12 protein-coding genes and 1 other RNA gene are annotated in these 12,810 nt (G+C 47.1%); all 13 read left to right on the top strand.

Going from position 1 to position 12,810, the window contains the following annotated elements:
• Positions 1-915 (top strand): type I glyceraldehyde-3-phosphate dehydrogenase (gap, locus tag FWJ59_RS04710; RefSeq protein ID WP_414480827.1); only part of this gene is annotated, 915 nt, incomplete at its 5' end.
• 10 nt (positions 916-925) lie between these two features.
• Positions 926-2,119 carry a phosphoglycerate kinase gene (locus tag FWJ59_RS04705; RefSeq protein ID WP_414480826.1) on the top strand — a complete coding sequence of 398 codons (1,194 nt, stop codon included), beginning with the start codon at positions 926-928 and terminating at the stop codon, positions 2,117-2,119.
• A gap of 220 nt (positions 2,120-2,339) precedes the next feature.
• Positions 2,340-3,086 carry a triose-phosphate isomerase gene (tpiA, locus tag FWJ59_RS04700; protein WP_414480825.1) on the top strand — a complete coding sequence of 249 codons (747 nt, stop codon included), beginning with the start codon at positions 2,340-2,342 and terminating at the stop codon, positions 3,084-3,086.
• A gap of 9 nt (positions 3,087-3,095) precedes the next feature.
• On the top strand, positions 3,096-4,643 hold the full coding sequence (gene gpmI, locus FWJ59_RS04695; protein WP_414480824.1) for a 2,3-bisphosphoglycerate-independent phosphoglycerate mutase: 1,548 nt from the start codon (positions 3,096-3,098) through the stop codon (positions 4,641-4,643).
• Positions 4,644-4,835: 192 nt separating this feature from the next.
• Positions 4,836-6,131, top strand: coding sequence for a phosphopyruvate hydratase (gene eno, locus FWJ59_RS04690; RefSeq protein WP_414480823.1), 1,296 nt, complete (start codon positions 4,836-4,838; stop codon positions 6,129-6,131).
• Between the two features lie 180 nt (positions 6,132-6,311).
• The gene (secG, locus tag FWJ59_RS04685) at positions 6,312-6,551 is read left to right on the top strand and encodes a preprotein translocase subunit SecG (RefSeq protein ID WP_414480822.1); all 240 of its coding nucleotides are present in this window, start codon (positions 6,312-6,314) and stop codon (positions 6,549-6,551) included.
• Between the two features lie 365 nt (positions 6,552-6,916).
• On the top strand, positions 6,917-7,468 hold the full coding sequence (locus FWJ59_RS04680) for an HDIG domain-containing metalloprotein (RefSeq protein WP_414480821.1): 552 nt from the start codon (positions 6,917-6,919) through the stop codon (positions 7,466-7,468).
• A gap of 309 nt (positions 7,469-7,777) precedes the next feature.
• Positions 7,778-9,922 carry a ribonuclease R gene (gene rnr, locus FWJ59_RS04675; protein WP_414480820.1) on the top strand — a complete coding sequence of 715 codons (2,145 nt, stop codon included), beginning with the start codon at positions 7,778-7,780 and terminating at the stop codon, positions 9,920-9,922.
• 150 nt (positions 9,923-10,072) lie between these two features.
• A complete protein-coding gene (smpB, locus tag FWJ59_RS04670; RefSeq protein ID WP_414480819.1) occupies positions 10,073-10,540 on the top strand; it encodes an SsrA-binding protein SmpB in 468 nt (155 codons plus the stop codon).
• Positions 10,541-10,601: 61 nt separating this feature from the next.
• Positions 10,602-10,960, top strand: a transfer-messenger RNA (tmRNA) gene (gene ssrA / locus FWJ59_RS04665).
• A gap of 211 nt (positions 10,961-11,171) precedes the next feature.
• Positions 11,172-11,441: a type II toxin-antitoxin system Phd/YefM family antitoxin gene (locus FWJ59_RS04660; RefSeq protein ID WP_252228339.1), complete on the top strand. Its 270-nt coding sequence runs from the start codon at positions 11,172-11,174 to the stop codon at positions 11,439-11,441.
• Complete coding sequence (locus FWJ59_RS04655) at positions 11,438-11,890, top strand: type II toxin-antitoxin system VapC family toxin (RefSeq protein WP_252228338.1); 453 nt, start codon at positions 11,438-11,440, stop codon at positions 11,888-11,890. The genes FWJ59_RS04660 and FWJ59_RS04655 overlap by 4 nt, the downstream gene beginning before the upstream one ends.
• A 66-nt stretch (positions 11,891-11,956) precedes the next feature.
• The gene (locus FWJ59_RS04650) at positions 11,957-12,250 is read left to right on the top strand and encodes a hypothetical protein (protein ID WP_414480818.1); all 294 of its coding nucleotides are present in this window, start codon (positions 11,957-11,959) and stop codon (positions 12,248-12,250) included.
• Positions 12,251-12,810: the final 560 nt, after the last annotated feature.

Genomic DNA, 12,810 nt, shown 5'->3' with positions numbered 1-12,810 from the left:
ATCAATGACTTAACCGATGCCGCTACGTTGGCTCATCTGCTGAAGTATGACTCCTGCTATGGCAAATTCAATGGCGAGGTCGTCGCAAAAGAGGATTCCCTGGTTGTAAACGGGAAAGAGATCAAGATTTTGGCCGAGAAGGATCCCGCTAATCTTCCATGGAAGGACTTGGGTGTAGACATCGTAATTGAGTCTACAGGGCTTTTCACTTCCAGGGATAAGGCTGTTAAGCACATTGAGGGCGGTGCAAAGAAGGTCATCATTACCGCTCCTGCGAAGAATGAGGATATCACCGTTGTTATGGGCGTTAACGAGGACAAGTATGACCCAGCAAATCACCACATCATCTCCAACGCTTCGTGCACGACCAACTGCTTGGCTCCCGTCGCGAAGGTACTTCACCAGAAGTTCGGCATCAAGAAAGGGCTTATGACCACAGTTCACTCCTATACCAATGACCAGAGGATTCTGGATCTGCCCCACAGGGATTTGAGAAGGGCGAGAGCAGCTGCGCTGTCCATTATTCCCACTACTACTGGTGCTGCTAAGGCCGTTGCTCTAGTATTGCCCGAGCTGAAGGGTAAGCTCAATGGGTTTGCCATGAGGGTGCCCACACCTACCGTCTCGGTAGTAGACTTTGTGGCTGAGCTGGAGAAGCCGACTACTGCAGAGGAGATCAATGCTGCCTTGAAAGAGGCTGCAGAAGGACCCATGAAGGGCATCTTGGGCTACGAGGAAGAACCGTTGGTATCCATAGACTTCAAGCAAGATCCTCGTTCATCCATAGTCGATGCTTTGTCCACCATGGTAATAGAGGGAACTCTCGCAAAAGTGGTAGCCTGGTACGACAACGAATGGGGTTACTCCAATAGGGTAGCCGACCTCATTATGTACATTGCATCCAAGGGCCTATAATGTAAAAGGAGTGATCTTTGTGAACAAAAAAACCATAGAGGATATAGATGTGAGGGGCAAGCGCGTTCTGGTTCGCGTTGACTTCAATGTCCCCATGGATGAAAACGGCAATATCACTGACGATAGGCGCATAAGGGCTGCCCTTCCCACCATACAGTATCTGATCAAGAATAATGCAAAAGTAATACTTATGTCCCATTTGGGAAGGCCCAAGGGCGAATTTGATCCCAAGTATAGCCTTGCACCCGTTGCTAAGCGCTTAAGCGAGCTGCTGGGCCAGGAAGTCATCATGGCAAAAGACGTTATAGGGGAGAGCGCCAAGAATGCTGTTGCCAGCATGAAGGAAGGCCAAGTCGTCCTTTTGGAGAACGTCCGCTTCCACAAGGAAGAGACCAAGAACGACCCAGAGTTTGCCAAGGCTTTAGCACAGCTGGGAGATATATACGTCAACGATGCCTTTGGCAGCGCCCACAGGGCCCATGCCTCCACTGAAGGGGTAGCCCATTATCTGCCGGCTGTGGCGGGTTACCTGATACAGAAGGAGCTTGAAGTCATGGGCAAGGCTTTGGAGAACCCGGAGAGGCCTTTTGTGGCTATTCTAGGTGGTGCCAAAGTGTCGGATAAGATAGGCGTAATTGAAAACCTAATCAACAAGGTGGATGTTCTCCTGATCGGCGGGGGTATGGCCTATACCTTCCTCAAGGCCAAGGGATATGAGGTGGGCAATTCCCTGCTAGAAGAGGACAAGGTGGAGCTGGCAAAACAGTTGATGGAAAAGGCAAAGGAGAAGGGCGTAAAGCTGCTGCTACCTGTGGATAACGTGGTGGCTCAGGAGTTCAAAGCCGATGCACCTCACAAGGTTGTGGATAGCGACGAGATTGAAGCCGGATGGATGGGCATGGATATTGGGCCGAAGACCAGGGAGATGTTTGGCGAGGAGATTAAGAAGGCCAAGACCGTGGTTTGGAACGGGCCCATGGGTGTGTTTGAAATGCCCGCCTTTGCCGAGGGCACAAAAGCTGTGGCCAAATATGTAAGCGAATGCGGTGGTACTACCATTATCGGCGGCGGTGATTCGGCCGCTGCTGTAGAGCAGCTGGGATTTGCCGATAAGATGACCCATATTTCGACGGGTGGCGGTGCTTCCCTGGAGTTTCTAGAGGGCAAGGTGCTGCCGGGAATTGCAGCCCTTAATGACAAATGAGTTGAAAATTGCTTTTTACAAATTAAAATGAGGTATTGACATGCGGATGAAGATTATGTTAAATAGATAGATGTTGTGTTAAAATAAAAGACAATTATTAAAGCGACATAGAGTTGCTAATATTGCCCCCTAAATTTTATATAGATTACCCAACCAGTAACTGCCCGGGGGTTTTCTCCCGGGCAGGTAGGTTGGGATGTGATATTAAGGAGAGTTGAGTATGAGGAAACCCATCATAGCAGGAAACTGGAAGATGCACAAAACACCGTCCCAAACGGTGTCTCTCATAAATGAATTGAAGCCATTGGTGAAGGATGCACAGGTTGAAGTAGTTGTGTGTCCTCCTTTTGTTTGTTTACCAGCTGCTAAGGAGGCTCTATCAGGCTCCAACATCAAGCTGGGTGCCCAAAACATGCACTGGGAAGAGCAGGGAGCCTTTACTGGTGAAGTAGCCCCTGGTATGCTGAAGGAGTTGGATGTGGAATACGTCATAATTGGCCATTCTGAGAGAAGGCAGTACTTTGGCGAGACCGATGAAATGGTAAACAAAAAGGTATTGTCTGCCGTAGCTCATAATCTCATCCCCATCATATGCGTTGGTGAGACGCTGGAGCAGCGCGAGCAAGGAATTACCGAGGAAGTAGTGGATAAACAGACCCGCGCAGCCTTAGAAGGTTTAAATGCTGATGTGGCCCATCGAGTGGTCATCGCCTATGAGCCCATATGGGCAATAGGTACGGGCAAGACGGCTTCCAGCAACGATGCTAATGAGGTTATAGGTTACATACGTAAGGTCGTAGGAGAGGTGCTGGGCAGTCAGGCGGCTCAACAGATGAGGATACTGTATGGCGGAAGCGTAAAGCCCGAAAATGCCGCCGAGCTTATGGGGATGCCCGAGATTGATGGTGCGCTGGTGGGGGGCGCTAGCCTGAAGGCGCAGGATTTTGCTAAAATCGTGAAATATTAGGAGGAAAATATGCAGAAGGATTTGGTCGTTCTCATCATAATGGATGGGTTTGGGTTGAGCGATCGGAAAGAATGGAATGCGGTTTACCAAGCCAGGACCCCCAATCTGGATAGGTACTGGAAGGAGTACCCGCATGTGACCATAGGGGCAAGCGGCCTTGATGTAGGGCTTCCTGCAGGGCAGATGGGCAATTCTGAAGTAGGGCACTTAAACATCGGTGCCGGCAGAATAGTATACCAGGAGCTTACCCGCATCAGCAAGGCCATAGAGGATGGCAGCTTTTTTAACAATAAGGCCCTTTTAGCTGCCATAGAGAATGTCAAAAAGCATGGTACAAAGCTACATGTGATGGGCCTGGTGTCGGATGGAGGAGTTCACAGCCACATTGAACACCTGTATGCGCTGGTAGAGCTGGCAAAGAGAAGCGGTTTGCCGCAGGTCTATATACACTGTTTTACCGATGGAAGGGATGTCCCGCCTACAAGCGGCAAGTCATATATCGAAATTCTTCAGAAAAAGCTTGATGAGTACCAGTTCGGCAAAATTGCCACCGTGATGGGGCGCTATTATGCTATGGACAGGGATAAGAGGTGGGATCGCACGCAAAAAGCCTACGATGCCATGGTTTTGGGTATAGGAGAGTTTGCCTCTTCAGCCGTAGAGGCCGTGGAGCAGTCATATAGGGACAATATAACCGATGAGTTCGTGCGTCCCACAGTGGTGCTTGAGGACGGGAAGCCGGTTACCACCATTGAGCCCAACGACTCGATCATATTTTTTAATTTCCGGCCTGACAGGGCAAGGCAGCTCACCCGTGCTTTTATCCAGCCTGAGTTCAACGAGTTTAGGCGGGGTAAGGGTTATTTCCCCGTGTGTTTTGTATCTATGACCCAGTATGACGAGACATTTACCAATATCCATGTGGCCTATGAACCGCAGGTTATTACCAACACCTTTGGCGAATATATAAGCAAGCTGGGCAAAAAGCAGCTGAGGATTGCTGAAACTGAGAAGTACGCCCATGTAACGTTTTTCTTCAACGGTGGTGTAGAGTACCCCAACGAGAATGAAGACAGGGTGTTGATTCCGTCACCCAAGGTTGCAACTTATGATTTGAAGCCCTCCATGAGCGCATTTGAAGTGACTGAGGAAGTTGAGAGGCGTATTGCTTCTGGGCAATATGACGTGATCATATTGAATTACGCTAACTGCGATATGGTAGGGCATACAGGCGTCATGGAGGCGGCAGTTGAAGCGGTGGAGACGGTGGATACATGCGTAGGGCGGGTAGTGGAGGCCGTCCGAGCAAGGGGTGGCAAGGTAATAGTGACGGCCGATCACGGCAATGCTGAGCAGATGTGGGATTTTGAGACTAACCAGCCGCACACGGCTCATACCTCAAACCCCGTACCCTTTATATTGATAGACGATACCAGGAAAGATGTTACCTTGAGGGAAGGAGGCCGATTGGCCGATATAGTACCAACCATGTTGGAACTGATGGGCCTTGACAAGCCCGAAGAGATGACGGGGGAAAGCTTGATTTTGAAGAAATGAAGCGCTTGAAAAATTCCTTTTGTGTTACAATGCAGCAAGAAGTGACCTTGTAGTTGACTTTGTGACGAATACCTATTTATGGTTTAGGCATTGAAATTGCGAAAAAGAGGTAACTTAAAAGGGAATTAGCCTTTTACGAAGAAAGAGTTATTTACACTAAGATAAAGCCTGAAGAGAAAGGAGAGAAAAGCCGTGACCACCATTGTTGATGTTATAGGCCGAGAGATTCTGGATTCCAGAGGCAATCCCACTGTAGAAGTAGAGGTGTATCTGGAGGGTGGAGCTGTAGGCAGGGCTGCTGTGCCTTCCGGTGCTTCTACAGGTGCCTTTGAAGCCGTGGAGCTAAGGGATGGCGATAAGAAGAGGTACATGGGCAAGGGCGTACAAAAGGCTGTAGAAAACGTAAACAAGGTCATTGCTGAAGAAATTATCGGGATGGATGCGCTGGATCAGGTGGCCATCGACAAGCTGATGATTGAACTGGATGGCACGCCCAACAAGAGCAAACTGGGTGCCAATGCTATTCTGGGCGTATCGCTGGCAGTTGCAAAAGCTGCCGCAGAGCAGCTGGGGCTTCCGCTTTACAGGTATATAGGCGGTGCTAACGCAAAGGTCCTGCCGGTACCCATGATGAACATATTGAACGGCGGCAAGCATGCCGACAATACCGTGGATATTCAAGAGTTCATGATTATGCCGGTAGGCGCCACCAGCTTTAGAGAGGCACTGCGCATGTGCGCCGAGGTATTCCATAACCTGAAAGCGGTGCTCAATAAGAAGGGCTACAGCACAGCAGTGGGCGATGAGGGCGGTTTTGCTCCAAACCTGAAGACCAACGAGGAAGCCATCGAGGTGATCCTTGAGGCCGTTGAAAAAGCAGGCTATCAGCCGGGCGATGATATCCGCATTGCCATCGACGCTGCGGCCACCGAGCTTTACAATGAAGAGGATGGGAAATACCACTTCCCAGGTGAAGGCGTTGTAAGGACAGCAGCCGAAATGGTGGACTACTATGTCCATCTGGTTGACAAATATCCCATCATATCGCTGGAGGATGGCGTGGCCGAGGAAGACTGGGATGGCTGGAAGTTGCTTACGCAGAAGCTGGGTGACAGGATCCAGCTGGTGGGCGACGACCTGTTTGTAACCAACACCCAGAGGCTAGCAAAGGGCATCGAGCTGGGAGTTGCCAATTCCATTCTCATCAAGGTCAACCAGATCGGTACCTTGACCGAGACGCTGGATGCCATCCAAATGGCAAATCGCGCGGGATATACAGCGGTTGTATCACACCGTTCTGGTGAGACCGAGGATACTACAATATCTGATCTGGTGGTGGCAGTAAATGCCGGGCAGATTAAGACGGGTGCTCCATCCCGTACTGATCGCGTTGCCAAGTACAACCAGCTGTTGAGGATAGAAGAGGAGTTGGGCGATGTAGCGCAGTACCTAGGCTTAAAAGCCTGGTTCAATCTGAAGAATAAGTAAAGTAAGATAATAATCCCCCCGCTTTACAAGGCGGGGGATTTCTTTTGCAGTGAAGTGACGTTACTATAATGTTAGTGCTTAAAATATGAGCTGAATAGCTGACCGTTGAAAATTTTGCCTTGATTTTATAGTAATGGTATGCTACAATAGGGTTGTCATCTGTAGGAAGGAGGAGTTCCATTGGCGGTTGTAAAGTATATACTTACTGCATTACTTGTGCTGGTTGAAATCTTTCTCATAGCGGTTGTACTGCTCCAATCGGGCAAGAAGGCCGGATTGTCGGGAGCCATTGCGGGGGGTGCCGAGACGTTTTTTGGCAAGAACAAGGCCAGAAGCTTTGAAGGGAAGCTCCACAGGTGGACCAAGATATCGGCGGTGTTGTTTATAGTGATCACGTTGGTTTTGGTTATTCTCGAATAGTAAATAGGCTGATAGATGGCATTTTGTTGAAGGGAATGGCCTTAAACAGGGCGATTAAACGGAAGAATGATGAGATAACGATAAAACAGTTAAGAAGGGAACTTTATTAGAGAAAAATAGAGGGGTATAAATATAAGTTTGGAAAGTGTGTGACAAAAACGACCCACGGGTCGTTTTTTCTGTTATATAAAATGGTATTAAAGTATTGAATTTGTGTCAGCTATTAGCCGCTAAAATTGCAATGCCCCTTTATGTTGCTTCTGACTGACGGGCTCTCCATCAACCGTGCAAAGTTAGAAGAGAAGGGAAGCTTAAAGCCATATAATGGAAAATTTGCGGTTAAAAATCTAAAGGGGGAATCAAGGATGACGAGAGAAGAAGCACTTAAGATGGTGAAGGAAAACGTCAGAAATGCCAACCTGATAAAGCATATGCTTGCCACCGAGGCGGTCATGCGGGCATTGGCCAGGAGACTGGGGGAGGACGAGGAAAGATGGGGTGTAGTAGGGCTTGTTCATGATGTCGACTATGAAAGGACGGCCGATTCTCCATCGCAACACGGGCTAATAGGCGCCCAGATGCTGGCGCAAGCGGGTATGAAGGAGAACGAGGTTAATGCCGTCAAAGCTCACAATGAGGCCCTAGGATATCCGCGGGTGACCAAACTCGATAAGGCATTGTATGCTGCTGACCCCGTAACTGGCTTGATAGTGGCTGCTGCCTTGGTTAAGCCCAGTAAAAAGCTGGCCGACGTGGATACCGACTTTGTGATGAAAAAATTCAAGGAAAAATCCTTTGCCCGAGGTGCTTCCAGGGAGCAGATCATGAGCTGCCAGGAGCTGGGGCTTTCTCTGGAAGAGTTCATCGGCTTGGCCATTGAAGCCATGCAATTGATAGCCGCTGACCTGGGTTTGTGATTGAGTAATCAGGGTTAGTGTTGAAATAGTTAGTCTGCAGAGGGAGCGTAAAGCACCTTTCGAAATTAAGGGTAGCAACAAAGGCTACCAAGTTTTTTATGAAGCCATAGTAGCATTCCCGAATAGTTGGTAGCCTTTGTGCGATAAATAATTGAGGATAAAGATGAACTGATCTCATATAATGCTAAGGCTTTTTGTTTGTGGTGATGTAAAAATGGTTAAACTATATAACAAGCTGTGAAAGTACAAGCAGCATTTATACGCTGCACAGTACCATAAGCAAATGCTAACAAGACTAAACTAATACTGATGAAGTGGAGGAAAGAAGGCTTGAGGATAAAGGACAGGATAATCGAGATTTTAAGAGAAGATAAAAGGCCACCGATGTATATAGAGCAGCTTATGGAAGCCCTTGAAATTCCGCCATCTCAGAGGAAGATGCTTCAATCTGTACTGGATGAAATGGTTAAGGATGGGCAGATCATCCAGACAAAGAAGAAGAAATATGCCTTACCCGAAAAGCTGGGGTATATAATAGGCAGGATCCAAGGAAATCCCAGGGGGTTTGGTTTTTTGATTCCCGATGACCCTGCTGAAGAAGATGTGTATATATCGGCCGAGAACATGAATGGTGCCATGCACAATGACAGGGTAATAGTGCGCCTTTTGTCCGGTGCATACGCTTATCCATCCCGTGAGGGAGAGGTATACAAAGTGCTTGAGCGTGCCAATAAGACTATCGTCGGCACCTTTGAGGCCAACGGCAAGGGCCATCATGGCTTTGTGGTGCCCGATGACCCCAAAATTGGGATGGATGTATTTGTACCTTCATTAGATGGTATTGATGTCAAAACGGGCTATAAAGTAGTGGTTGAGATCTATAAATGGCCTGAGCAGAGAAGGAATCCTGTTGGGAGAATCATCGAAGTTCTAGGCCATAAGGATGATGCCGGGGTTGACGTCTTGTCCATCATACGGCAGTATAAGCTGCCTGAGAAATTCCCTGCCGAAGTTGAGGCTGCTGCAGCAGAGATCAGCCAGACGGTGCGGGAAGAGGACATGGTGGGGCGTCAGGATTTTAGGCACTTACGGACTTTTACCATCGACGGTGCCGATGCCAAGGATTTTGACGATGCGGTTTCCCTGGAAATCCTGGAAAATGGGCATTTCCTTTTGGGCGTGCACATAGCCGACGTAAGCCATTATGTGAAGGAAGGGTCACCTCTGGATAAGGAGGCATATCTGCGGGGGACCAGCGTGTACCTGGTGGATAGGGTAATTCCCATGCTGCCGCCCGAGTTGTCCAACGGTATATGCAGCTTAAATCCCAATGAGGATCGCCTTGCCATTTCCGTCATGATGGAAATTGATGATAAAGGCGAAGTTGTGGACTACCAGATATACGAGAGCGTTATCCGCAGCAAGATGCGCATGGTATACGAAGAGGTCAACAAGGTATTGGAGGAAAACGACCAAGAACTATTGCCCAAGTATGCGGAATTTCTGGAGGATTTAAAAAACATGCAGCGCTTGAGCGAGATACTTAACAAGCGCAGGAAGAGAAGGGGCAGCCTAGATTTCGACCTTAACGAGGCAAAGATAAAATTGGGCAGCGATGGCAAGGTGGTAGACGTTAAGCTGTATACCCGGGGCGTCAGCGAGCGCATGATAGAGGAGTTCATGCTGATATGCAATGAAACGATAGCGCAGCATGCTTTCTGGCGAAATATACCTTTTATGTACCGCATACATGAGGATCCGGATATCGAAAAGATGTTGGAGTTCAACGAGTTTATACACAATTTCGGGTATCACTTGAAGGGCATCGGTGGGAGGATACATCCCAAGACGCTGCAGCAGCTGCTGGATCAGGTTCACGGCACGAGAGAAGAGGCCATAATAAATACCGTCATGCTCAGGTCGCTTCAAAAGGCCAGGTACAGTCCCGACAATACGGGCCATTTTGGGCTAGCGTTGGAGTATTATTGCCACTTTACATCGCCCATCAGGAGATACCCAGATCTGGTGGATCACAGGATAATAAAGGATATGTTGCATAACAGATTGGACTCGGCCAGGATAGCCAGACTTGAAAGCGTGCTGCCCGATATGGCCGAGCATTGTTCGGAACGTGAGATCATCGCAGATGAAGTGGAACGCGAGGTTGATGATTTGAAGAAAGCCGAGTTTATGCTGGATAAGATAGGCATGGAGTACGACGGGATAATATCGGGCGTCACCAATTATGGGATATATGTGGAGTTGGACAACACTGTGGAAGGATTGGTGCATATCAGCACCATGGATGATGACTATTACGTCTACGATGAAAAGCACTATTGCCTCATCGGGCAGAGGACAGGTAAAATATATAGGCTCGGTGATGCTGTAAGGATAAGGGTTGTGGCAGTTGATCTGGCATCCAGGAATATCGATTTTGTGCTGGTTGAATGATAAAATTGGCCAACCCCCTTATTGACATGTTGTTTAATGTATGGTATACTTTGATTGCAATTGAATAGGAAGTGGTAATGAGTTCAACCCTATTTGTGCTGCTTGATCAGTTCAAGTAGGGTTATTTTGTCGGTAGTAGGTGTTAATTGGATGGCGGATGAAGGCATAAAGATAATAGCACAGAATAGGAAGGCGAGGCACGATTACTTCATCGAAGAGACGTACGAAGCAGGGATTGTGCTGGTAGGTACCGAGGTGAAGTCGGTACGCCAAGGCAATGTCAACCTCCGTGATAGCTATGCCGTCGTAAAGGATGGAGAGGTTTTCCTCTATAACATGCATATAAGCCCTTACGAGAAGGGAAATATATTCAATCGGGACCCGTTGAGGACGCGCAAGCTGTTGTTAAATCGCAGGGAGATTGACAAGCTGGCGGGTTATGTACAGCAGAAGGGCTATACGCTGGTTCCCCTCAAGGTTTATTTAAAGAGGGGATGGGTTAAGATAGAGTTGGCGGTGGCGAGAGGTAAGAAAAGCTATGATAAGCGCCAAAGCATCGCCAAACGCGATGCTCAAAGGGAAATAGAAAGGGCCTTCCGCCAGCGCCAGAAAATGTAGGTTGCTTGGAGGAGCATTGGGAGGCGCATTTGCATAGACAATTGAATATGATATATAACGTGGGGGCGTACTGGGTTTCGACGGGGATAGTTGAGGCGAAAGAAGCGAGCCGCGGACTCCGGGACCGCGTCAACAACCTGGAGAAAAAATAAGTGCAGACGATGCACAGTTAGCCTTAGCTGCGTAAGGAAGCAGCTAACGTCCACCCTGTAGTGCCCACGCTACAGGTGTTGGGCGCCGGTTGAGTGGGGAACGAACCTGCCTTTGCTTCGGGGGCAGGCCGGATTCTAACGAAGCTACCGACATCGGGATCCTGTCAGTGGGAGCCTGATGGAGGGAATGACAAAACACTGACTGCGCTCGGAGATGCTTTCGCCGAAGCATCTTCGGACAGGGGTTCGACTCCCCTCGCCTCCACCATAAAGATAAGGGCTGCTGATTGGGTAACCCAAGGTGCAGCCCTTTTTATATTATCATGCAATTCCGAAGCAAAAGTGACAGTGGTTCGTTGTAAAATTAAATGCAACGCCCTAAAAAATTATAGAAATCAAATTGCTTTATATTCCTAGTTTTTTCTCTTGTAATGTGGCTACATTTAGGTTATAATATAGCCACAAAGGAGGTGTCTTTTATGGAATATGTAGGCGTACGACAGCTCAAAAATTCTTTGAGCCGTTATTTGAAACTGGTTAAGAGCGGTAAAACAATACAGGTAACAGACAGAGGGAAACCCATTGCAAAACTGATGCCGGTAGATAATTCTCTTCCGCAGGGAATCATTGAAATGCTGGACAAAGAAATCGCTTCCTGGAACGGAGGAAAGCCTAGAGGAACGACAATACTTCATCCCACCAGTAAAGGCAGAAACGTTTCTGATATTGTATCGGAGGATAGACGATGATCGTATATCTTGATACAAGCGCTTTGGTTAAACTGTATATTAACGAAGAAGGAACTTCTCTGGTCAGGGAGGCTGTGCAGAACTCTTTAATAGTTGCCACTTCTAAAGTTGCCTATGCTGAAGCGCGATCCGCCTTTGCACGTGCCTGCCGCGAAAAACTTATCGATATCGGTACACATGATGAAATTGTTGCTGCCTTGAAGCAAGATTGGAAAAACTACTTTAAAATCGAGATCACCGACGAACTGATAGACCTGGCCGGAGAACTGACTTATACTCATTCCCTGCGAGGATTTGACGCCATCCATCTTTCCTCTGCCCTGACTTTAAGCTATATGGCAAATAATGAGGTTACCGCAATCTGTTTTGATGTAAAATTATGGGAGGCCTTTAAAAAGTATGCCCGTTTTAATGTGCTACCGGAGAATTGTATAGCAAACAAAAAATAGTCTTTGTCTGTCGGAGGGAAACAGATGAAAATGAAGGTGTATTGTTTGAAATAAAAAAAGCTCTAGTTGTTTGTTTTTGGGATAAGTATAAAACATTCTTCTGCAATTGGAAGGAGTACATTTATCCTCACAGGAGCAGATATATTTGCCGCCGGGCAGCTTGGTAGTTTTAGGACAGATGAACTTATTTCTGAAACCCCTGTTTTTACCTTTGCAGGAGCCATCCCACTTCATGGGGAGGGATGGGTCTTTAGGGCAGGTAGGGATACCATATTCATTGAATCCTGGTTTACCGAAGTTTTGTTTGGTATTTCTGGGGTTAAGGGCGATAACAGGCAGTATTCCGTGATTTTCGAATAATAAAGAATTTAGGGTTTTACAAAAGCCTAATTAAGATAAAAATGTTAAGGAGGATACTGTTACCAGAGTGAAGTAACACTTTAAACAATACCAGAAAGGAGCTAAAAGCTCCCATACACAAAAATATTTACACTCCCGAATTTTCTCTTGCAGAAAACACCCTGATGCCTGGGATCTTTTACATTCATAAGCTTCTCATTTAACTCCTTAAAAAATGATTCTTAATCCTTATGAACTCGAGAAAAAAATTTGTGCTTTTTTCTGCTTCTCTTTTTTCTTTTCTCGTTACCAACCCAAATCCCCTCCAAATGCGCTATTTTACTGACTTTATATAGTATTATTATACAATATTTAGCACTATTTTGAAGAAAATTTTCGTATCTCATCCCTCAATTAGCTCGAAAAATTTTTACTCCTCAGAGCTGGAGTTTAGTGGCCAAGTTATTGCTCGTTTTTTAATGTTTTTTGGGAGTTCAACCTTTTCTTACATGATTGTATTGACTTAACTTTAGCGCAAAAACGTAACGACATCGTGATTTTTCTTTTGTATTGTGATATGA

This window comes from Caldicoprobacter sp. (assembly GCF_047459465.1).
Classification (GTDB): domain Bacteria; phylum Bacillota; class Clostridia; order Caldicoprobacterales; family Caldicoprobacteraceae; genus Caldicoprobacter.
Note: the sequence above shows the minus strand (reverse complement) of the source record. Positions and strands in the feature narration are given on the sequence as shown.